The sequence below is a fragment of the Runella sp. genome (assembly GCF_965279615.1).
In the GTDB taxonomy this organism is placed as follows: Bacteria; Bacteroidota; Bacteroidia; order Cytophagales; family Spirosomataceae; genus Runella.
The window spans coordinates 7,086,097-7,103,169 of the sequence record NZ_OZ257252.1; the positions used below are offsets into that span (position 1 = coordinate 7,086,097).

A 17,073-nucleotide genomic window follows, 5' to 3' on the forward strand; every position below is an offset into this window, starting at 1 on the left:
AAACAAAATAATGCAAACTAATTTTTTGGACATACTTATAAGTGAATATAAGATGCTTTTTCAGTTATTTTAAAAGCTTATATGGCCTTATATTTCTTATATGGTTAAGTATCTCCACAAAATTGTCGGACGACAACATAAAACACTCACTTCGCTTTTAACCATTATTTAACGTGGCTTTTATTTGGCTTTAATCTTTTGCCCCCATTTTTACGGCTCATTTAATGTGTTCCGTACAGCTCCGTGAAAAAGAATAGGTTAATTATTGTTTTGTGGCTGAGTCTTATTTCTCCAACGTTCGCTCAATTCGATACTTCCCGGTTGAATTTATCTCAGGCGTTACGTCTGGCGGCAGAGCAAAGCCCTTTTTTAAAAGTAGAGAACTACACTGTTCCTTTGGCGGAGGGAAATGTGACCACCGCGAAGCTGCGACCCAACCCTGTATTTAATAATCAAAGCCTTGTCTTAGCTAATTCAAAGTATTTCCCTGACAATACAGGGTTTGCGGGAAAAAGCAACCGTCAGGTGTGGTATCAGCTGACCAAACCGTTTGTCCCGACCTCTCAGCGGGAAAGCCGGATAGAAATGGCAAAAAGAAATGTACAGTTGACGGCTTCTCAATTGAACGAAACCAAACGCAATTTACTGCTGGATGTAGCCAATCAATGGCTCAATGTGTGGGAGACGGGCGTGAGGGTCAATCTGCTGCAAGCCGCTATTTCAAACGTAGATTCTCTGTTGATCATCAACCGATTACGGCTCAAAAATCAATTTTCTACGGCTACAGAAGTAACCCGTACACAATTGCTCTACGATCAATATACGGTGCGGATGAAGTCGTTACAGCAGAATTATGAAAATGAACTGAATCGACTGGGGTTGCTGATCGGAAGCGAGACCACATTGAGACTGGCCGAACCGGATTCTTCGGAATGGCACAAACTGGATAAAGAACTGAGTGAGTTAATAGACCTTGCCCGTCGAAACCGCCCTGATCTCAAAGCGGCTCAACAGGAAAATCTGCTGGCAGAAACCAATGTGGCCCTTCAAAAATCGCTCAAAAAGCCGGTGCCTGAACTGGGATTGATCTATAACCCGCAAAATAAAATTCCGTATTTGGGTTTTTTCGGAACTATCGCATTGCCGGTATTTTCCAAAAACCAAGGCGAGATACAACGATCAAAAATTTTAAAAGAACAAACCACCCAAGCCATCAGTACCGCCGAAATGCAGGTAAGAACAGAAGTTCAGATCGCTTACGGCAGCTATATTATTCAAAAACAGAACATCTCCCGTTGGAAAGAAATAATCCATCAGTCGGATGAGGTGCTCAATACCGTGCGCTATGCTTACCTGCGCGGCGGTACCACGATCGTTGACTTTTTGGAAGCGCAACGGTCATGGTTTGATACCCAAAATGCTTATTATGAGTCCCTTCTGGACTACCGCCGCAGTTATATTCAATTACTCTACACCACAGGTTTGATTTTAGAAACAGGTAATTAATAATCTATCACTTACAGCAATACGATTACGAACCATGATTCTTTTGAAATGTAAGCCATACATCTGGATGGGCCTTTGGCTGTCTTTGGTGTCTTGTAAAAAAGAAGCCGGAACACTCCAACAACCGGCCGTTGCCAAACCGACGGTTTCGGCCGATGGTACCAAAATTGCTTTTGCAGATTCCGTCGGCACCGGCACGTTTACGTACCAAATTGCAGAAAAGAGGTCTATAAAGACCGATCTGGTCGCTCCGGGGAGAATTGTGGCCGAAGTAGTAAGTTCTTCGGATGCAATGGGGCAAAACCTGGTTCTTTTTGATAATCCTGATCTTACCTCCAACTACACCGAAATGCTTCAGCACCTCATCAATATCAATAAGCAGAAAGGGGTGATCGCTCAAAAAAAAGTAATTCTGGCGCAAAAAAAGCTTCAACTGGACCGGGTCAAGGATTTGGTTGACAATCGAGCGGCAACGGGACAGGATCTGACGAATGCGCAAATTGATGTCACAAACAGTGAAACTGAAGTGGCACAGGAAGTTACTGCGCTTGAAAATGAAAAAACATCCCTGCTGGAACATGAAACACGCCTTAAATTGGCCGGTTTTGACCCAAAGGCGTTGGTTCATGCCAAACAAAGTTCTACGTGGTTGATCTGTGAATTGCCCGAAAATCAGTTTCAGAAAGTAACCAAAGGGACGATCTGCGCCATTCAGTTTCCGGCGTTTATCGATAAAAAATTTACGGGTCGCATCGAAGAAGTAGGTGAGGTCGTGGACAATATGACGCGTTTGGTGAAACTCAGAGTAGCCATTCTGAACCCTTCGGGTGACCTCAAGGCCGGGATGTTCGGCAGTGTTCATTTCGGGATTGCGGAAGGTGAATTTGTGACAATTCCCCGCGAAGCATTGGTAGTGGTACAGGGAAAACAATACGTATTTGTAAAAACCCCAACGGGTGATTTTCTGCGCCGGGAAGTGATGGCCGGTCAACAGGTAGAAGAAGGCGTGGTGATCTTTTCAGGTCTCAAGGCACAGGAAACGGTCGTCACGAACGGGGCAATGCAATTGAAAGGACTCAGTTTCGGATATTGATCATGCTGGATAAATTATTGACTTTCTCGCTCAAAAACCGCTGGGTTATCGTGGCCGTATCGGTGGGTTTGATGGGCATTGGTTATGGGTGTTTTACGTTGCTGAAAATTGAAGCCTACCCTGACATTGCCGATACCAACGTTATTATTATTGCAAAATACGACGGTCGGGCGGCCGAAGAAGTAGAGCAGCAAGTGACCATTCCGATTGAACGTGTACTCAATAATATGCCACGCGTACTGGATCGGCGGTCAAGAACCATCTTTGGATTGTCGGTGGTTCAATTAACCTTCCGCGACGGTACCGACGATTATTTTGCCCGGCAACAGGTCATTGAACGCCTCTCTTCCTTGGATTTACCGCAGGGCGTAACGCCCGAATTAGCTCCTCTCACTACCGCCGTGGGAGAAATTTACCGTTATGTAGTAGAAGCGCCTACTACCTTCACGCCGATGCAGTTGCGGGATTTGCAGGATTGGGTGATCGTACCTTATCTGTTGCAGGTGCCGGGCATTGCCGATATTACCACTTTTGGTGGCCCTAAAAAAGAATTTCATGTATTAACCTCCCCCGATAAACTCAGAAAATATAATCTGACGCTACGTGAGGTCATAGAGGCCGTCGAACAAAACAATCAGAATACGGGCGGTAACATTGTAGAACGCGGCGAACAAGGGTTTGCGGTGCGTGGATTGGGAGCCATTAAGCAATTGGAAGATGTTCAAAACATTGTCTTAACGGCCGTCAATGGAATACCGGTTTTTTTGAGGGATGTGGCCTCGGTCGAAATAGCACCGCCACCGCCTTCGGGAGTATTGGGGTATTCAATTCCCAAAGAAAAGGCCAATGTGGCAAGTGCAACGGAAGGGATCATTTTGCTGCGGCGCGGCGAAAACCCCAGCGAAGTGCTGAAACTTTTGAAAGAACAGATTCAGCAGCTCGAAACCAATGAATTGCCGCAGGGAGTTCATTTGCGGATGTTGTATGATCGCAGCTTTTTGATCGATCATTCCCTCGAAACGGTAGCGCATACGCTGTTTGAAGGAATCTCCATTGTCATGATCATTTTGGTGTTGCTGTTGGGCAGTTTGCGCTCGGCGTTGGTCGTAACGGTCATGATTCCTTTTTCGCTGCTGTTTGCCTTTATCTTGATGCGTTTGGCGGGGATTCCTGCCAACTTACTTTCGTTGGGAGCCATTGATTTCGGGATCATCGTTGACGGTGCCTGCGTGATGGTCGAACACCTGATGAGCCGCTACCGAACGGCCACCGACGCTGACCGGGAGCAGGGAATTGTGGCGTATACGCTGTCTTCCGCCCGTGAAGTGATCAAAGAGATATTCTTCTCGGTCAGTATAATCATTTTGGCCTATATGCCCATTTTATTGATGACACGGGTAGAAGGAAAACTGTTTTCGCCGATGGCGCTTACCCTTTCGTTTGCCGTTGTTGGTTCGTTGGTGGGGGCGCTTACGCTCATTCCTGTACTTATGAGCTTTGTTTTTCGAAAAGCCTATACTCAAAATCGTATCAAACATCACCGCAACCCGGTGCTGGATGCACTGGATCGCGGCTATGAAAAGCTTTTGCAAAATGTATTGCTGCGAAAGTATAAAATGACGGTAGGAGTGGGAATGGCGTTGGTCATTGGTATGATTGCAATGGGAGGAAATTTGGGAACAGAATTCCTGCCTGAGTTGGATGAAGGTTCGATCTTTATGAGAGCATTTTTGCCTTCCGGCGTAAACATTCAGAAAACAACCGCAATGATGCCTCAAATTCGGGAGGTCATTGAGCGCTATAAACCGGTAAAATCGGTTATTACGCAGGCGGGTAGAAATGACGACGGAACGGACCCTTTTCCCGCCAATCGCATCGAAATTTTAGTGGCGCTGAACGATTATCATGAATGGTCGGATTCTATTTCCAAAAAAGAACTGGTAAAAACCATTCAGAATGAGCTTCAGCGAAAATTTACAGGTATCTTCTTTTCGTCGGGACAACCGATCATTGACCAGGTAATGGAGATCGTGACGGGAAGTGCGGCGGATTTGGCGGTGTCTATCGTTGGCAATGACCTGACACTCATGCGCTCAAAAGCCGACAGCATTGCCCGCATCGTCCGCGAAACTTCGGGAGCGGTGGCCGTAAATATTGAGCAGGAAGGTCCTCAGGCACAACTTACCATCCAGATCAACCGTGAGCAGGCGGCGCGTTATGGAATTAACATAACCCAAATTGAGACCATGATAGAAGCGGCAATCGGTGGAAAAGTCATTACGACCATTTACGACGCCAATCGACGTTATGACGTAGTAGTACGTTACCTGCCCGAAAACCGAAATTCAATTGAAGCCATTCAAAACCTGCAAGTCCCTTCGGCAAGCGGGGCGCTGATCTCAATGCGACAACTGGCCGACGTACAATTTTCTGACGGGCAAACCAATATTTACCGTATCAACAGCAAACGCATGATCACGGTGCGTACCAACATTCGCGGACGCGATCAGGGTGGCTTTGTGCAGGAAATAAGCCGCCGTATCAACCGTGAACTAACCGTTCCCAAAGGGTATCAGATTGTTTATGGCGGTCAATATGAGAACCTTGAACGGGCGGGTAAGGGTCTTTTGCTTACCATCCCGCTTACGGTTTTATTGGTGTTTGGGGTGCTGTTCATTCTGTTTGGCAACTTGCGCCATACCCTTGTGACCTTTACCTGTATTTTGTTTGCGCTGGCGGGCGGAATTGTGGCTTTATTGATCCGTGATTACCATTTCAACGTTTCGGCGGGTGTGGGATTTGTGTCTATCTTCGGTATTTCGGTGATGGCCGGGATTGTGCTGGTGTCGGCCTTTAACCGCGCTCCGACGTTGGAAGACCAAACACTGACGGAGAAAACATTGAAGATATCGGTGAGTCAGCTGCGTCCTTTGCTTTCGATCCTGGTGGTAGCGATTGCCGGCTTGATCCCTGCCGCTACTTCGACCGGGATCGGATCGGACGTGCAACGGCCTTTGGCTACGGTGATCATCGGCGGTTTGACCAGTACATTATTATTTACACCGTTGCTTTTACCCTCCTTGTACCGCTGGATTGAGGGCAAAGCCCGTAAATAAGAAAAATACAATTTAACGGGCTTTTAATTTGACTTTTATACGGCTTTAATGGTGGATTTTCACCTTTGCAACAGTTAATCAATTATCTGAACTGTTTAAAAGCCATCTTCTATGAAAAAGTACATTGTGGTTGCGGCGCTCTTCGCTCTGAGTCTGCAATCCTGCAAGTCCGATGTAAGCTACGATAAGTTGCCTCAAAAAGTGAAAGAAAACTTTGCCACTAATGTTCCTGAGGCAAAGGGAGTAACGTGGGAAGAAAATGCCGATTATTACTTTGCGCATTTTACCGAGAACGGTGAAAAAGGCTTGGCATTGTTTTATAAAGCTGACGGCAATTGGGTAGAAACCGAAAAGGCATTGTCGCTCAATGACCTTACTCCGGAGCAGAAAGAATCATTGATCAAGTATGGTAATGCTCAAATCAAAAGACTGGAAGAAGTTAAAAAGAATGACAGTACGGATGTCATTAAGGCAGAGGTAAGCAAATAATATTAATCCTCTTTTAATTCAACTTTTAGATCGCTTTAACCTCTGTTGTTCACCTTTGTTGCGTTAACGCAGATTGACCGGCCAAGTCATCCATTAAAGAAGCTTCATAGCAGTAGATTAAAATATCAGTCACCGGCCGCAGTGACCGCCTTTGTCGCTCTCAAGGTATTTTTTAAATACCTTGAGGCACAGGTTGCCCTGAGACAATTAAGCCAATACAGACGAATGAAATTACTGAAATTGTTTTTCGCCGTAGGAATTACGGTGGGATGCACTCGCTACACCTATGCGCAAACCGATACGTTGCGCCTGACTTTACCCCAAGCGGAAGCACAGTTTATCCAAAAGAATTTTGTCCTCTTAGCGCAGAAATACAACGTCAATATTGCAGATGCTGCTGTGCAACAAGCCAAATTGTGGTACAACCCCAACCTCTTCGTTGAAACGAATCTGTACAACGGATACAGTGGAAAAGTACTGCCTTACGGCAAAAATGCCGACCTCTACAATCCTACTTCGGGAGTGTTCAATGTTCAACTCCAACAGATCGTAAGCCTGAGCGGAACACGCAGTAAATTAGTGCGTTTGGCCGAAACAAATGTTGAATTACAACAGGCGGCGTTCAATGATCTGATGCGCACAGTACGGTATCAACTTGCCCAAACCTTTGGGAACCTGGCCGCAGAGCAACAGAAACTAAGTATGCTTCAATTGCAGCAGGGACAACTGGAAAGTTTATTGGCCGCGTTTCGGGCGCAACTTAAACTGGGGGTGATTGCACCTTACGAAGTGACAAGACTGGAATTGGAACAAAATAATCTTGAAAGTGACTTAGCGGTTCTCAAAGGACAGATCAGCCAAGACGAGTCTACATTGCGCATTTTATTATCCCAATCAGGTACAACGTATATAGAGCCCGTTCAGGAAACGCCCGGTTCTCAAAATTTAGGAACGCTGCCGGCGCTTGTTGACCAAGCTTACGCTAATCGCCCGGATCTGCAAGTAGCTGACAAACAGGTAGCTTACAACAGACAAAACCTCGTTTACCAAAAAGCACTGGCAACGCCTAATTTGACGTTAGGTACAGATTACCAACACGTTGGCGGGCCTTTCCCCAATTATGTCGGTGTGCAGGCGTTGATAGATTTACCCATTCGGAATAAAAATCAGGGCAATATTCAAGCTGCAAGATTGAGTATAGAGCAAGCCGGACAGGGCGTGAATTTGAACCGTTTGCAGGTAGAACAGGAAGTAATAGCGGCCTATCAACAGTACCAACAGGCGGTAGGGTTAGGCGCGAAAATTACGCCCGATTACCTGCAAAGTATTCAGGATATTTCCAAAAACGCCACCGAAGATTATACGCGTAGAGTGATTGATCTGGTGAGTTTTATTGATAAGATCCGAGCGTATAAAGATGCTCAGATGAACCTGATCGACCTACATAATCAGCTTTTTCAGGCACAACAACAGATTGATTTTGTGACCAATACGAAAGTATTCTAATATACAGGCAGCCATAACTTCTCATTCATTTCTCTAAAACATTTCTCAGACAATGAAAATCAAACATTGCATCGCGCTACTGCCGTTTGTTTTACTGGCAGCATGCTCTCAAAAGCCCGCCGAAGCACCCAAAACCAAAGATACCGATTCCGCCTTTAGAACCGATACAGTGCAGCTTCGCAACTATGAACAGGAATTACAGTTTACGGGTCAGGTTTCTTTTGACCAAAAACAGGTAGACCGAATTTATCCGATTGTCAGTGGTAATGTACTGGAAGTCAATGCTGAATTGGGCGCATATGTAAAGCAGGGACAAGTATTGGCCAAGCTTCAAAGCGCAGACGTAAGCCAGTTTCTGAAAGAGTATAACACTGCCAAGTCAAATTATGACATCGCCAAACGTAACGCTGAAAACGTTGAGCAATTGTATAAAACGAAGTTTTCGAGCGAAAATGACTTGGTCAATTCGCGTAAACAATTAGAAATTGCCTCTTCAGAATTGGAACGTTCGCAACAGGTTCTGAAAATGTATGGCGGTCCGTCGAACGGCGGTCCGTCGAACGGCGGCCCGTCGAATGCCAATGCGGCTTCGGGAAATCAACCTTTGTTTTTGGTAAAAGCACCCGTAAGCGGTTATGTGGTAGAACGGAATGTAAATCCTAACATGCAGATTCGTTCCGACAACAATAACAGCCTCTTTACCATTTCCAATTTGTCGGACGTATGGGTACTCATCAACGTGTATGAGTCAGATATTCAGGCGGTTAAAATGGGACAGTCGGTTGATATCACTACCCTTGCTTATCCGGACAAAACATTTCATGGTCGTATCGAAAACATTAGCCAAGTGGTTGATAATGACAGCAAAGTGGTGCAGGCGCGGGTGGTTTTGTCCAATCAAAACGGCCTTTTGAAACCTGATATGTTTTGTACGGTGAAAATGCATTTGGAAAAACCTGAAAAATTGCTCGCTGTTAATCCTAAGTCTGTGATTTTCAGCGAAGACAAATACTTCGTTATTCGCGACAACGGCAAAGGAAAGTATGAGTCAGTTCCCGTCGAAGTGGTTAGAAGCACTTCAAAGTTCAGCTACGTCAAAGCAGCCCTGAAAAACGGTGATCAGATCGTAACCGAAGGCGCGTTATTGTTATTCAATGAGTTAACGGATTAGTACCCCTAAAATTTCCAATAAGAACGTTATTGGCAGCATCCGGTCTAATTACTTTTAAATCACCCTTTCGAGGGCAGGGGACACATGAACAAATTCATCAAATCCATCATAGGCTTTTCGCTCAAAAACAAAGGCATTGTCTTTTTTGTGACCCTTCTTGTGGTCATTGCGGGCGCGGTCAGCTTTTACAATACACCCGTCGAGGCATATCCCGACGTGACTAATACTGAGGTAGTTATCATTACACAATGGTCGGGGAGAAGCGCGGAAGAAGTTGAACGGTTTATTTCGATTCCTATCGAAACCGAAATGAATTCGATCAGCCGCAGAACTGCCATACGGAGTGTCAATCTGTTTGGGCTTTCGTTCATCAAGATCATTTTTGAAGACGGTGTTGACAACTTCAACGCCCGTATGGAAGCCAGCCAAAAACTGGCTAATGTGGATCTGCCCGAAGGTGTTCATGCTGAAATTCAGCCACCTGCCGGGCCAACGGGCGAAATTTATCGCTACACGCTGTCGTCCAAAACCAAGACGGTTGTAGAACTGAAAACATTGCAGGATTGGGTAATTCAGAAAAACCTCAAAGCTGTAGGTGGCGTAGCCGACGTGGTCAGTTTTGGTGGAAAGGTCAAAACATTTGAAGTAAGCATAAACCCCAATTTACTGACCAAATACAACCTGACCGCGTTGGATGTATACGGAGCATTGCAACACGCCAACGTCAACGTAGGAGGCGATATTTTACGTGAAGGACAACAGGCGTTTGTCGTGCGCGGTATCGGAATCGTGAAGAATGTGGCTGATATTGAGCAGATTATTGTAAAAAATATCAATGGTGTTCCCGTAAAGATCGCGAACCTGGGAAATGTACATGAGTCTAATCTTTCACAGTTGGGCATTGTAGGGCGCGACAATCACGACGATGCCGTGGAAGGAATCGTGCTGATGCGCAAAGGAGAAAATCCGGGAGAAGTGTTGCCCAAATTGAAAGAAAAGATCGATTATTTGAATTCGACGGTGTTACCGAAAGATGTTAAGATCAAGGTATTTTATGACCGTACCGAACTCAACAACCACACCATGCATACCGTAGGTGAGAACGTTGCACTCGGAATTACGCTCGTTACCGTGATCCTGCTGATCTTTTTGGCAGACTGGCGCACTACCGTTACGGTGGCGCTGATCATTCCGTTGGCTTTGCTGTTTGCCTTCATTTTGATGCGGGTCAAAGGCATGACCGCCAATTTGCTCTCCATCGGTGCCATTGACTTTGGAATTATCATCGACGGGGCCGTGGTGATGGTCGAGGGACTGTTTGTAATGCTGGCGCACTGGGCCGAAAAAGAGGGCATGGAGAATTTTAACAAACGCGCCAAACTCAGCAGAATATTGAAAACGGCGGTGGAAATGGGTAAATCCATTTTTACATCCAAACTCATCATTATCACTGCTTTACTGCCTATTTTCTCGTTCCAGAAAGTAGAAGGAAAACTATTCAGTCCGTTGGCTTTTACGATTGGATTTGCCTTGCTCGGTGCGCTTTTACTGGCCTTGACGTTCGTGCCCGTTTTGAGCAGTATTCTGTTAAATAAAAATGTCAGAGAACGTCACAATCCCATCATTAACTGGCTCAACAACAGCTACTCTCCGCTGTTGAACCACGTAATGCTTCATCCAAAACGCGCGATTCTGACGGGTGTTATTGCGTTGGGAATGGCGCTGGGTGCTTTTCATTTTGTGGGTTCCGAATTTTTACCCCAACTCAACGAAGGTTCTATTTATGTCCGGGCCAGTATGCCGCTGAGTATCAGTTTGGAAGACAGTTACCATTTTACCCGAAAATTCCGTCAGGTGTTTGAACAGTTCCCCGAAGTGCGCGGCGTGATTTCGCAAACCGGTCGTCCCAACGACGGAACTGACCCTACGGGCTTTTTTAATCAGGAGTTTTTCGTGGATCTGTACCCCGCCGATGAGTGGAAACGCAATATCACTAAAGATGAGTTAGTGGCCGAAATGCAGGCAAAACTGGCAGGATTCAAAGGCGTGGATTTCGGGTTTTCGCAACCTATTTCTGACAACGTTGCTGAAGCCGTTTCGGGGGTAAAAGGCTCTATCGCGGTCAAAATTCAGGGAGATGATTTGAATATTTTAGACAAAAAGATCACTGAGGTATACAACGTACTTAAAAAGGTGCCGGGCGTAGAAGACCTGGGAGTTTTCAGAAACTTAGGCCAACCGGAACTTAGAATTACGCTGAACCCTGATAAAATGGCGCAATACGGCATTGACGCCGTTGATGCAAACGCGGTGATCGAAATGGCGATTGGCGGTAAAGCCGTGAGTCAGGTATACGAAGGTGAACGCAAATTTGATATGCGTTTGCGGTACGACCAAGCCTTCCGCTCATCCATTGAACAGATCGGGAATTTGCAGGTGCCAACGTTGAATGGCGGCAAAATTCCGTTGAAACAAATTGCTTCCATTGGCAATGTTTCAGGTCCGGCCTTTATCTACCGCGAAGACAATGCCCGTTTTATTGCCGCTAAATTTTCGGTACGGGGCCGCGACTTGGGAAGTACCATTGACGATGCCCAACAAAAAGTGAAAGCAGCGGTAAAACTTCCTGCCGGTTACGAAATGAAATGGAACGGTGAATTTGAAAATCAACAACGCGCTCAGGGTCGTTTGGCCTTAGTGGTGCCCATCAGTTTGGTGTTGATCTTCTTCATCCTGTTTGTGTCGTTCGGCAATGCCCTTGATTCGATTCTGGTGTTGCTCAACGTGCCTTTCGCGCTCATTGGAGGAATTGCCGCACTACTGTTCACAGGCGTTAATTTCAGTATCTCGGCGGGGGTTGGGTTTATCGCACTCTTTGGAATTGCGACGCAAAACGGGGTAATTCTCATTAACAATTACCATAAAAATCTGAAAGCGGGAATGCCGCTCATAGAATCCATCAAAGAAGGTTCCAAAGCCATGCTTCGACCCATTGTGATGACGGCTCTGATGGCCTCTCTGGGCCTGTTGCCCGCCGCTATTTCAACAGGCATTGGCTCCGAAACCCAAAAACCACTGGCCATTGTCGTCATTGGCGGACTCATTACGGCCACTGTATTGTCATTGTTGATCTTGCCAACGGTCTACGAATGGATATACAGCAGCAAAGAAAAACGTAAAAAACTAATGCAATAAGCCGGTTGGAAGTTTTCAGTCTCTGATTCCCAACTGCCTATACAATATTATTTCTTCAGTAGTCTGTATTTATAAATTAGTAATCGCCGGTTGAACTTTCAGCCGGCGATTCTTTTTGTAGTAGTAAGCAACTTATTGCAGGTCTTCTTATTTATTTGTCATGCGTCTTACCTATTTTAAACTCATCGCGACCGTTTTTTTCTGGGCAACGAACTTCGCAGCGGGCAAAATTGCCGTACAATCATTGGGTCCTTATTCTACCGCTTTTTTGCGCTTTGTCATCGGAACGGCGCTTTTGATGATCTATCTGTACAAAACCAATAAGGGTTTTCCTTCACTTACTCAAAAACAATGGGGACTGATCTTTATCTCGGCATTAATGGGCGTGTTTTTGTACAACCTTTTGTTTTTCAGCGGCATTCAGTACATGCCTACGGTGCGGGCTTCGTTGGTGATCGCTTTTTCACCCATTACCATCACACTTGGAAGTTGGCTTTTTTTGGGTGAAAAAGTTTCACTGCTCAAATGGGCAGGCATTGCCTTGTCTATTTTTGGCGCAGTAGTCGTACTGGCTCGCGGTGATTTTTCCGCATTTCTATCCGATAATACCTGGGGGGTGGGAGAGTTGCTCATCATGGGTTGTGTGCTGAGTTGGAGCGTTTATACGCTGGTCGGGCGCGTAGCCTTACGAACCATTCCTGCGTTGTCACTCAGTACTTTCTCGGCAATGATCGGGGCTGTGTTGCTGTTTATTCCTGCGCTGTAACATGGTTTGATAGAACGTTTATCGCACGCGAGTTGGCAGGCATTGGCGGCGGTGGTATATATGGCCGCTACGGCTACAGCACTGGGTTTTATCTGGTACTATGAAGCGGTACAGAAAATCGGCGCAACCAAAGCCGCCGTGGTTGGAAACCTGACGCCTGTTTTTGCAGCCATTATTGCCGTGACACTCTTAGGAGAACAATTGAAACAATTGACGTTTACAACAATTCTGGGCGGCTCATTGGTATTGGCAGGAGTAGTGTTAACTACGCAGAAATGAATGTAAGTGGATCATTGAAAAAACAAAAAGAAAAAACGTTCGTTTATTTTCTGATGAGTGATTTTCAAAATTGCTTGTGTATTGTTTGACCCCGTACGGGGTCACATATTTGTAGGAATATGTGTTCTATCTACAAACGTCTGACCCCATACGGGGTCAAACTACCCTGAATCAATTACCTAAAACCTGCCATTGTGAAAAAAGAAATTTTGATATGAGAATCAGACCTTTACTGTGGAATGTCGTATTGGCGATAATCATTGTACTAATTGTCAATGCGTGTAAGAAAAACGAAGAGCCACCTAAATCGGTGGAAAGGGCATCGTTTGTGTTGATTCAGGAACGTATTTTTACACCTACCTGCGCTACGGCGGGATGTCATGCGTCAGAACAGGAATCCACTTTTGCGCAACATGGCCTGGTACTCGCTGACGGAAAATCGTATGATTTTTTGGTTAACAAAGACCCTAAAAACCAGAATGCACTTGAAGACAAGCAGAAACGTGTGCTCCCGTTTTTTTCGCTCCAAAGTTTACTTTTTCACAAACTTAATTGGGACGGCAGCTCTCACCACGGTGGGAAAAGCTACGGCAGTCCTATGCCGCTGAATGGGAAGGCACTCTACAAAGGACAGATTGAATTTATTAGGCGTTGGATCGAAGCCGGCGCACCTCGCACGGGTGCCGTGGCAGATACAACATTATTGGATGATAAAACCCCAAGTTTTTAAGTTTATTTTGATTCTATCTAAATAAAGAAATCAAAATCACTTATATTTGCGGTAATGATTGACAAAGTGACATACCTAACAGAACTCTATACGAATTCCAAAGGCGCTACGTACCAATGCGACCGTTCTTCTCGAATTACTGTAGAGTTTGGAGGCTATAAAATGGCTTTTAAGATCAATGAATTTCTGAATTTTAAGCAAAAAGTAGACAGTGTGGATTTGCACGCCATGATCTTTGACTTGTCGGACGAGTCAGATTTTGAAATAATTGAGGCTCCGCAGGCAAATCTTTCCCTTAAATTAACACTTTGTGACTTAGTAAACTTGCGAGATTTGTTGGCAGGTGCTAAATTTATGCTTGAATTGAACAGTTTGCTCTACGAGCGCATTTACAACGTTCCTGTCTACGTTTGATTCATCGCCATTTCCTGACTCTTTGAAAAGGTTACTCCGAACGGGTAAGCTGATTTTTCGTATGTTATAATTCGTATGTTACAATTGGTCAAGCATGAAAACTGCCTACGATTTTCTGAATAGCTATTTCGACAAGATCTTTGTAATTTCTCTTCATCGGGCAACTGACCGACAGATGGCTTTAAAGCAGCATCTTGAAGGGTTGAATTATGAAATTTTTTGGGCCGTCGACAAAAAAAACTTTACCGTAGAGGAGGTTATTGCTTCGGGGGTGTATGATGAAGTCAAAGCGCTTCGATTCAATAGACATGGTGTAAGAAAGCTGCTTTTGGGCGAGATCGCCTGCGCTTGGTCGCACCGAAATATTTATGAGACCATCTTGAAAGAAGGCTATGAGCGGGTGTTGATCTTTGAAGATGACGTGGTTCCTAATAATCATAAGTTGGAATTATTGCCTCATACCTTTCAACAATTGCCCAAATCATGGGAATTGATCTACTTAGGATTTCTACAAAACGAAGAGGTTACTTCTAAAAATTGGCGTAAAAAACAATTTTATAAATTGCTCGCGACTTTCAATGCCTATAAATGGCTGACCCGTAAGCATGTCAATAATTTATATCCCAAACCATATTCGTCTCATTTACGCATTGCAGGCCTGCACGACTGTACGCATGCCTATGCGATTTCAAGATCAGGCGCAGAAAAGCTTCTGAAAGCGCAAACCCCGATCTACTCCGCCGCCGACGAATTGATGACACATGAAGTAATCAGGGGAAATCTTAACGCCTTTATCTGTAATCCTACTTTTTTTGATCAGGAAGATTTTGTGCGCGGTCACGTCAATACTGATTCGTATATCTGGTCATGAGAAGTTTCAGTAACAGAAAAATGTAAAACTGAGTAACTGCAAAATATAAAACTGAAAAAGTAGGGTAAATAAAAAGTGATCAGTTAAGCGCTTGAGCATTCATCTTAAAGTATTTAAAATGAATGGCCGGTCGGGTTGTGAGCAACCGCGCGGCGGACCGTCCGACCCACTCTCTGTGCGAAGGGTTGCTCACAACCCGACCCGGTGTTAGAGCAAAAATTTTTGCTCAATTACTTACGAAGCTGAGGCTACTTTTTTCACTTCTACATAAAATCCCTTATCTACTTCCAGATCAGTCAACTCTTTGGTTTTTATGGTTTTCCAATCGGCGGTTGGCTCCAAGGTTTTCCATTTTCCATCTTTGGCTTTGTATTTGACCGGCATGTCAAAACCGGACACGACGTTATTCCAGCGGTAGGAAATTTTATTTTTATCTATACTGTATTCCAACACCGGGAGGCGATTGTCGCGCAGGTATTGATCAAATACTTTACTTAGATCAATGCCGGCTTCTTTGCTCATATAGCCTTCAATTTGTTGAGTTGTAACGGTTTGATGATAAAAAGTTTTGTTTAGTCCGCGCAGGATACCGCGCCATTTTTCGTCGTCGTTAATGATTTGACGAATAGTGTGAAGCATGTTTCCGCCTTTGTAATACATATCGCCCGAGCCGCTGCGGTTGACATTGTAGGTGCCGATAATGGGCTTATCGTTACGGATCAATTTACGGCAACCGATCACGTATTCGCTGCCGGCATCTTTGCCGTAGTAATATTCGGTATAGAGGTTTTCGGAGTAGTTGGTAAAACTTTCATGAATCCACATGTCGGCCACGTCTTTGTCGGTAATGTTGTTGGCAAACCACTCATGACCCGACTCATGGATAATGATAAAATCCCACTTTAATCCCCAACCCGTAGCCGACAGATCACGACCTAAGTACCCGTTTTTATAGCCATTGCCGTACGTCACTGAGCTTTGGTGTTCCATGCCCAAATAAGGCACTTCCACCAATTTGTAGCCATCTTCGTAAAAAGGATACGGCCCAAACCAATGTTCAAAGGCACGAAGCATGGGCTTGACCTGCTGAAATTGAGATTTCGCTTTTTCAATATTTTCCGAAAGGGCATAGAAAGATAGATCAAGCTTGCCTTTTTCACCATTCAGTGTATCCGTCCAAGTGGCGTAGTCGCCAATGTTGACGTTGACACCGTAATTGTTGATGGGATTTTGAACGTACCAGTCAAACGTACGTGTTCCGTCAGCGTTTTCGGTGATGCTCCGCAGCCGTCCGTTGGAAATATCCATCAATGGTTTGGGAACGGTCACACTGATGCGCATGCTGTCCGGCTCGTCGTACATGTGGTCTTTGCAAGGCCACCAAACGCTTGCCCCCAACCCTTGGCAGGAAGTGGCCACAAAAGGTTGCCCATTAGTATCCCTTTTCCACGAAAAACCACCATCCCACGGAGCGCGTTTGGCAATGCGTGGGCGACCGGTATATTCAATGACCAGCGCTTCCTGCTTTTGCGCTTCCTGCTTTTTGATCAGATCAATAAAAAAGGCATTTCCGTCACGGCGAAAGGTAAGTGATTGCCCGTCTTGCGTCACACGGGTTATATTCATCGGGCGTTGCAGATCAATCTGAATCGTTTGGTAAGGCTGCAACACTTTATAACGCACTGTAACACTGCCACTAACGGTGCTGTCCTGCGGCTGAACACGTACATTGAGGTGATAAAATTGTAAGTCCCACCAAGCACGTTCCTGCGTAATACTACCGCGCAGCGTATCGTCGTGGGTAAAGATGTACGTTTGTGCCGACGTAGAAAGATGGAATAAAAAAAAGAGCGCAAAGGCGTAAAGTAGTTTCATAGACGAACCGGAATTAGGAGCCTTTTGAGTTGTTTATTGTTGATGATCATTTTTGATAGGAC

At 45.1% G+C, this 17,073-nt stretch carries 13 protein-coding genes; 12 read left to right on the forward strand and 1 reads right to left on the reverse strand.

The annotated features are described in order from the left end of the window. Positions 1-243 precede the first annotated feature (243 nt). From ACQY73_RS29765 to ACQY73_RS29820, 12 genes are all read left to right on the forward strand, one after another. Complete coding sequence (locus ACQY73_RS29765) at positions 244-1,506, forward strand: TolC family protein (protein ID WP_428657815.1); 1,263 nt, start codon at positions 244-246, stop codon at positions 1,504-1,506. A gap of 34 nt (positions 1,507-1,540) precedes the next feature. Then, positions 1,541-2,599, forward strand: coding sequence for an efflux RND transporter periplasmic adaptor subunit (locus tag ACQY73_RS29770; RefSeq protein ID WP_428657816.1), 1,059 nt, complete (start codon positions 1,541-1,543; stop codon positions 2,597-2,599). Between the two features lie 2 nt (positions 2,600-2,601). Beyond that, positions 2,602-5,715 carry an efflux RND transporter permease subunit gene (locus tag ACQY73_RS29775; RefSeq protein ID WP_428657817.1) on the forward strand — a complete coding sequence of 1,038 codons (3,114 nt, stop codon included), beginning with the start codon at positions 2,602-2,604 and terminating at the stop codon, positions 5,713-5,715. Between the two features lie 111 nt (positions 5,716-5,826). After that, complete coding sequence (locus ACQY73_RS29780; RefSeq protein WP_428657818.1) at positions 5,827-6,204, forward strand: hypothetical protein; 378 nt, start codon at positions 5,827-5,829, stop codon at positions 6,202-6,204. Positions 6,205-6,429: 225 nt separating this feature from the next. Further along, positions 6,430-7,710 (forward strand): TolC family protein, encoded by a 1,281-nt coding sequence (locus ACQY73_RS29785; RefSeq protein ID WP_428657819.1) that lies wholly within the window; start codon positions 6,430-6,432, stop codon positions 7,708-7,710. A 52-nt stretch (positions 7,711-7,762) separates the two neighbouring features. Continuing rightward, positions 7,763-8,881 (forward strand): efflux RND transporter periplasmic adaptor subunit, encoded by a 1,119-nt coding sequence (locus ACQY73_RS29790; protein ID WP_428657820.1) that lies wholly within the window; start codon positions 7,763-7,765, stop codon positions 8,879-8,881. An 84-nt stretch (positions 8,882-8,965) separates the two neighbouring features. After that, on the forward strand, positions 8,966-12,076 hold the full coding sequence (locus ACQY73_RS29795; RefSeq protein WP_428657821.1) for an efflux RND transporter permease subunit: 3,111 nt from the start codon (positions 8,966-8,968) through the stop codon (positions 12,074-12,076). 160 nt (positions 12,077-12,236) lie between these two features. Then, on the forward strand, positions 12,237-12,842 hold the full coding sequence (locus tag ACQY73_RS29800; RefSeq protein ID WP_428657822.1) for a DMT family transporter: 606 nt from the start codon (positions 12,237-12,239) through the stop codon (positions 12,840-12,842). A gap of 6 nt (positions 12,843-12,848) precedes the next feature. Further along, entirely contained in the window at positions 12,849-13,121 is a 273-nt protein-coding gene (locus ACQY73_RS29805) for an EamA family transporter (protein WP_428657823.1), read from the forward strand. Between the two features lie 214 nt (positions 13,122-13,335). Beyond that, positions 13,336-13,851 carry a hypothetical protein gene (locus ACQY73_RS29810; RefSeq protein ID WP_428657824.1) on the forward strand — a complete coding sequence of 172 codons (516 nt, stop codon included), beginning with the start codon at positions 13,336-13,338 and terminating at the stop codon, positions 13,849-13,851. 54 nt (positions 13,852-13,905) lie between these two features. Next, positions 13,906-14,265: a hypothetical protein gene (locus tag ACQY73_RS29815; RefSeq protein ID WP_428657825.1), complete on the forward strand. Its 360-nt coding sequence runs from the start codon at positions 13,906-13,908 to the stop codon at positions 14,263-14,265. Positions 14,266-14,359: 94 nt separating this feature from the next. Continuing rightward, positions 14,360-15,136 carry a glycosyltransferase family 25 protein gene (locus ACQY73_RS29820; protein WP_428657826.1) on the forward strand — a complete coding sequence of 259 codons (777 nt, stop codon included), beginning with the start codon at positions 14,360-14,362 and terminating at the stop codon, positions 15,134-15,136. Positions 15,137-15,370: 234 nt separating this feature from the next. Here the strand turns inward: ACQY73_RS29820 and ACQY73_RS29825 are convergent, their stop codons facing one another. Beyond that, the gene (locus ACQY73_RS29825) at positions 15,371-17,011 is read right to left on the reverse strand and encodes a M1 family metallopeptidase (RefSeq protein WP_428657827.1); all 1,641 of its coding nucleotides are present in this window, start codon (positions 17,009-17,011) and stop codon (positions 15,371-15,373) included. Positions 17,012-17,073: the final 62 nt, after the last annotated feature.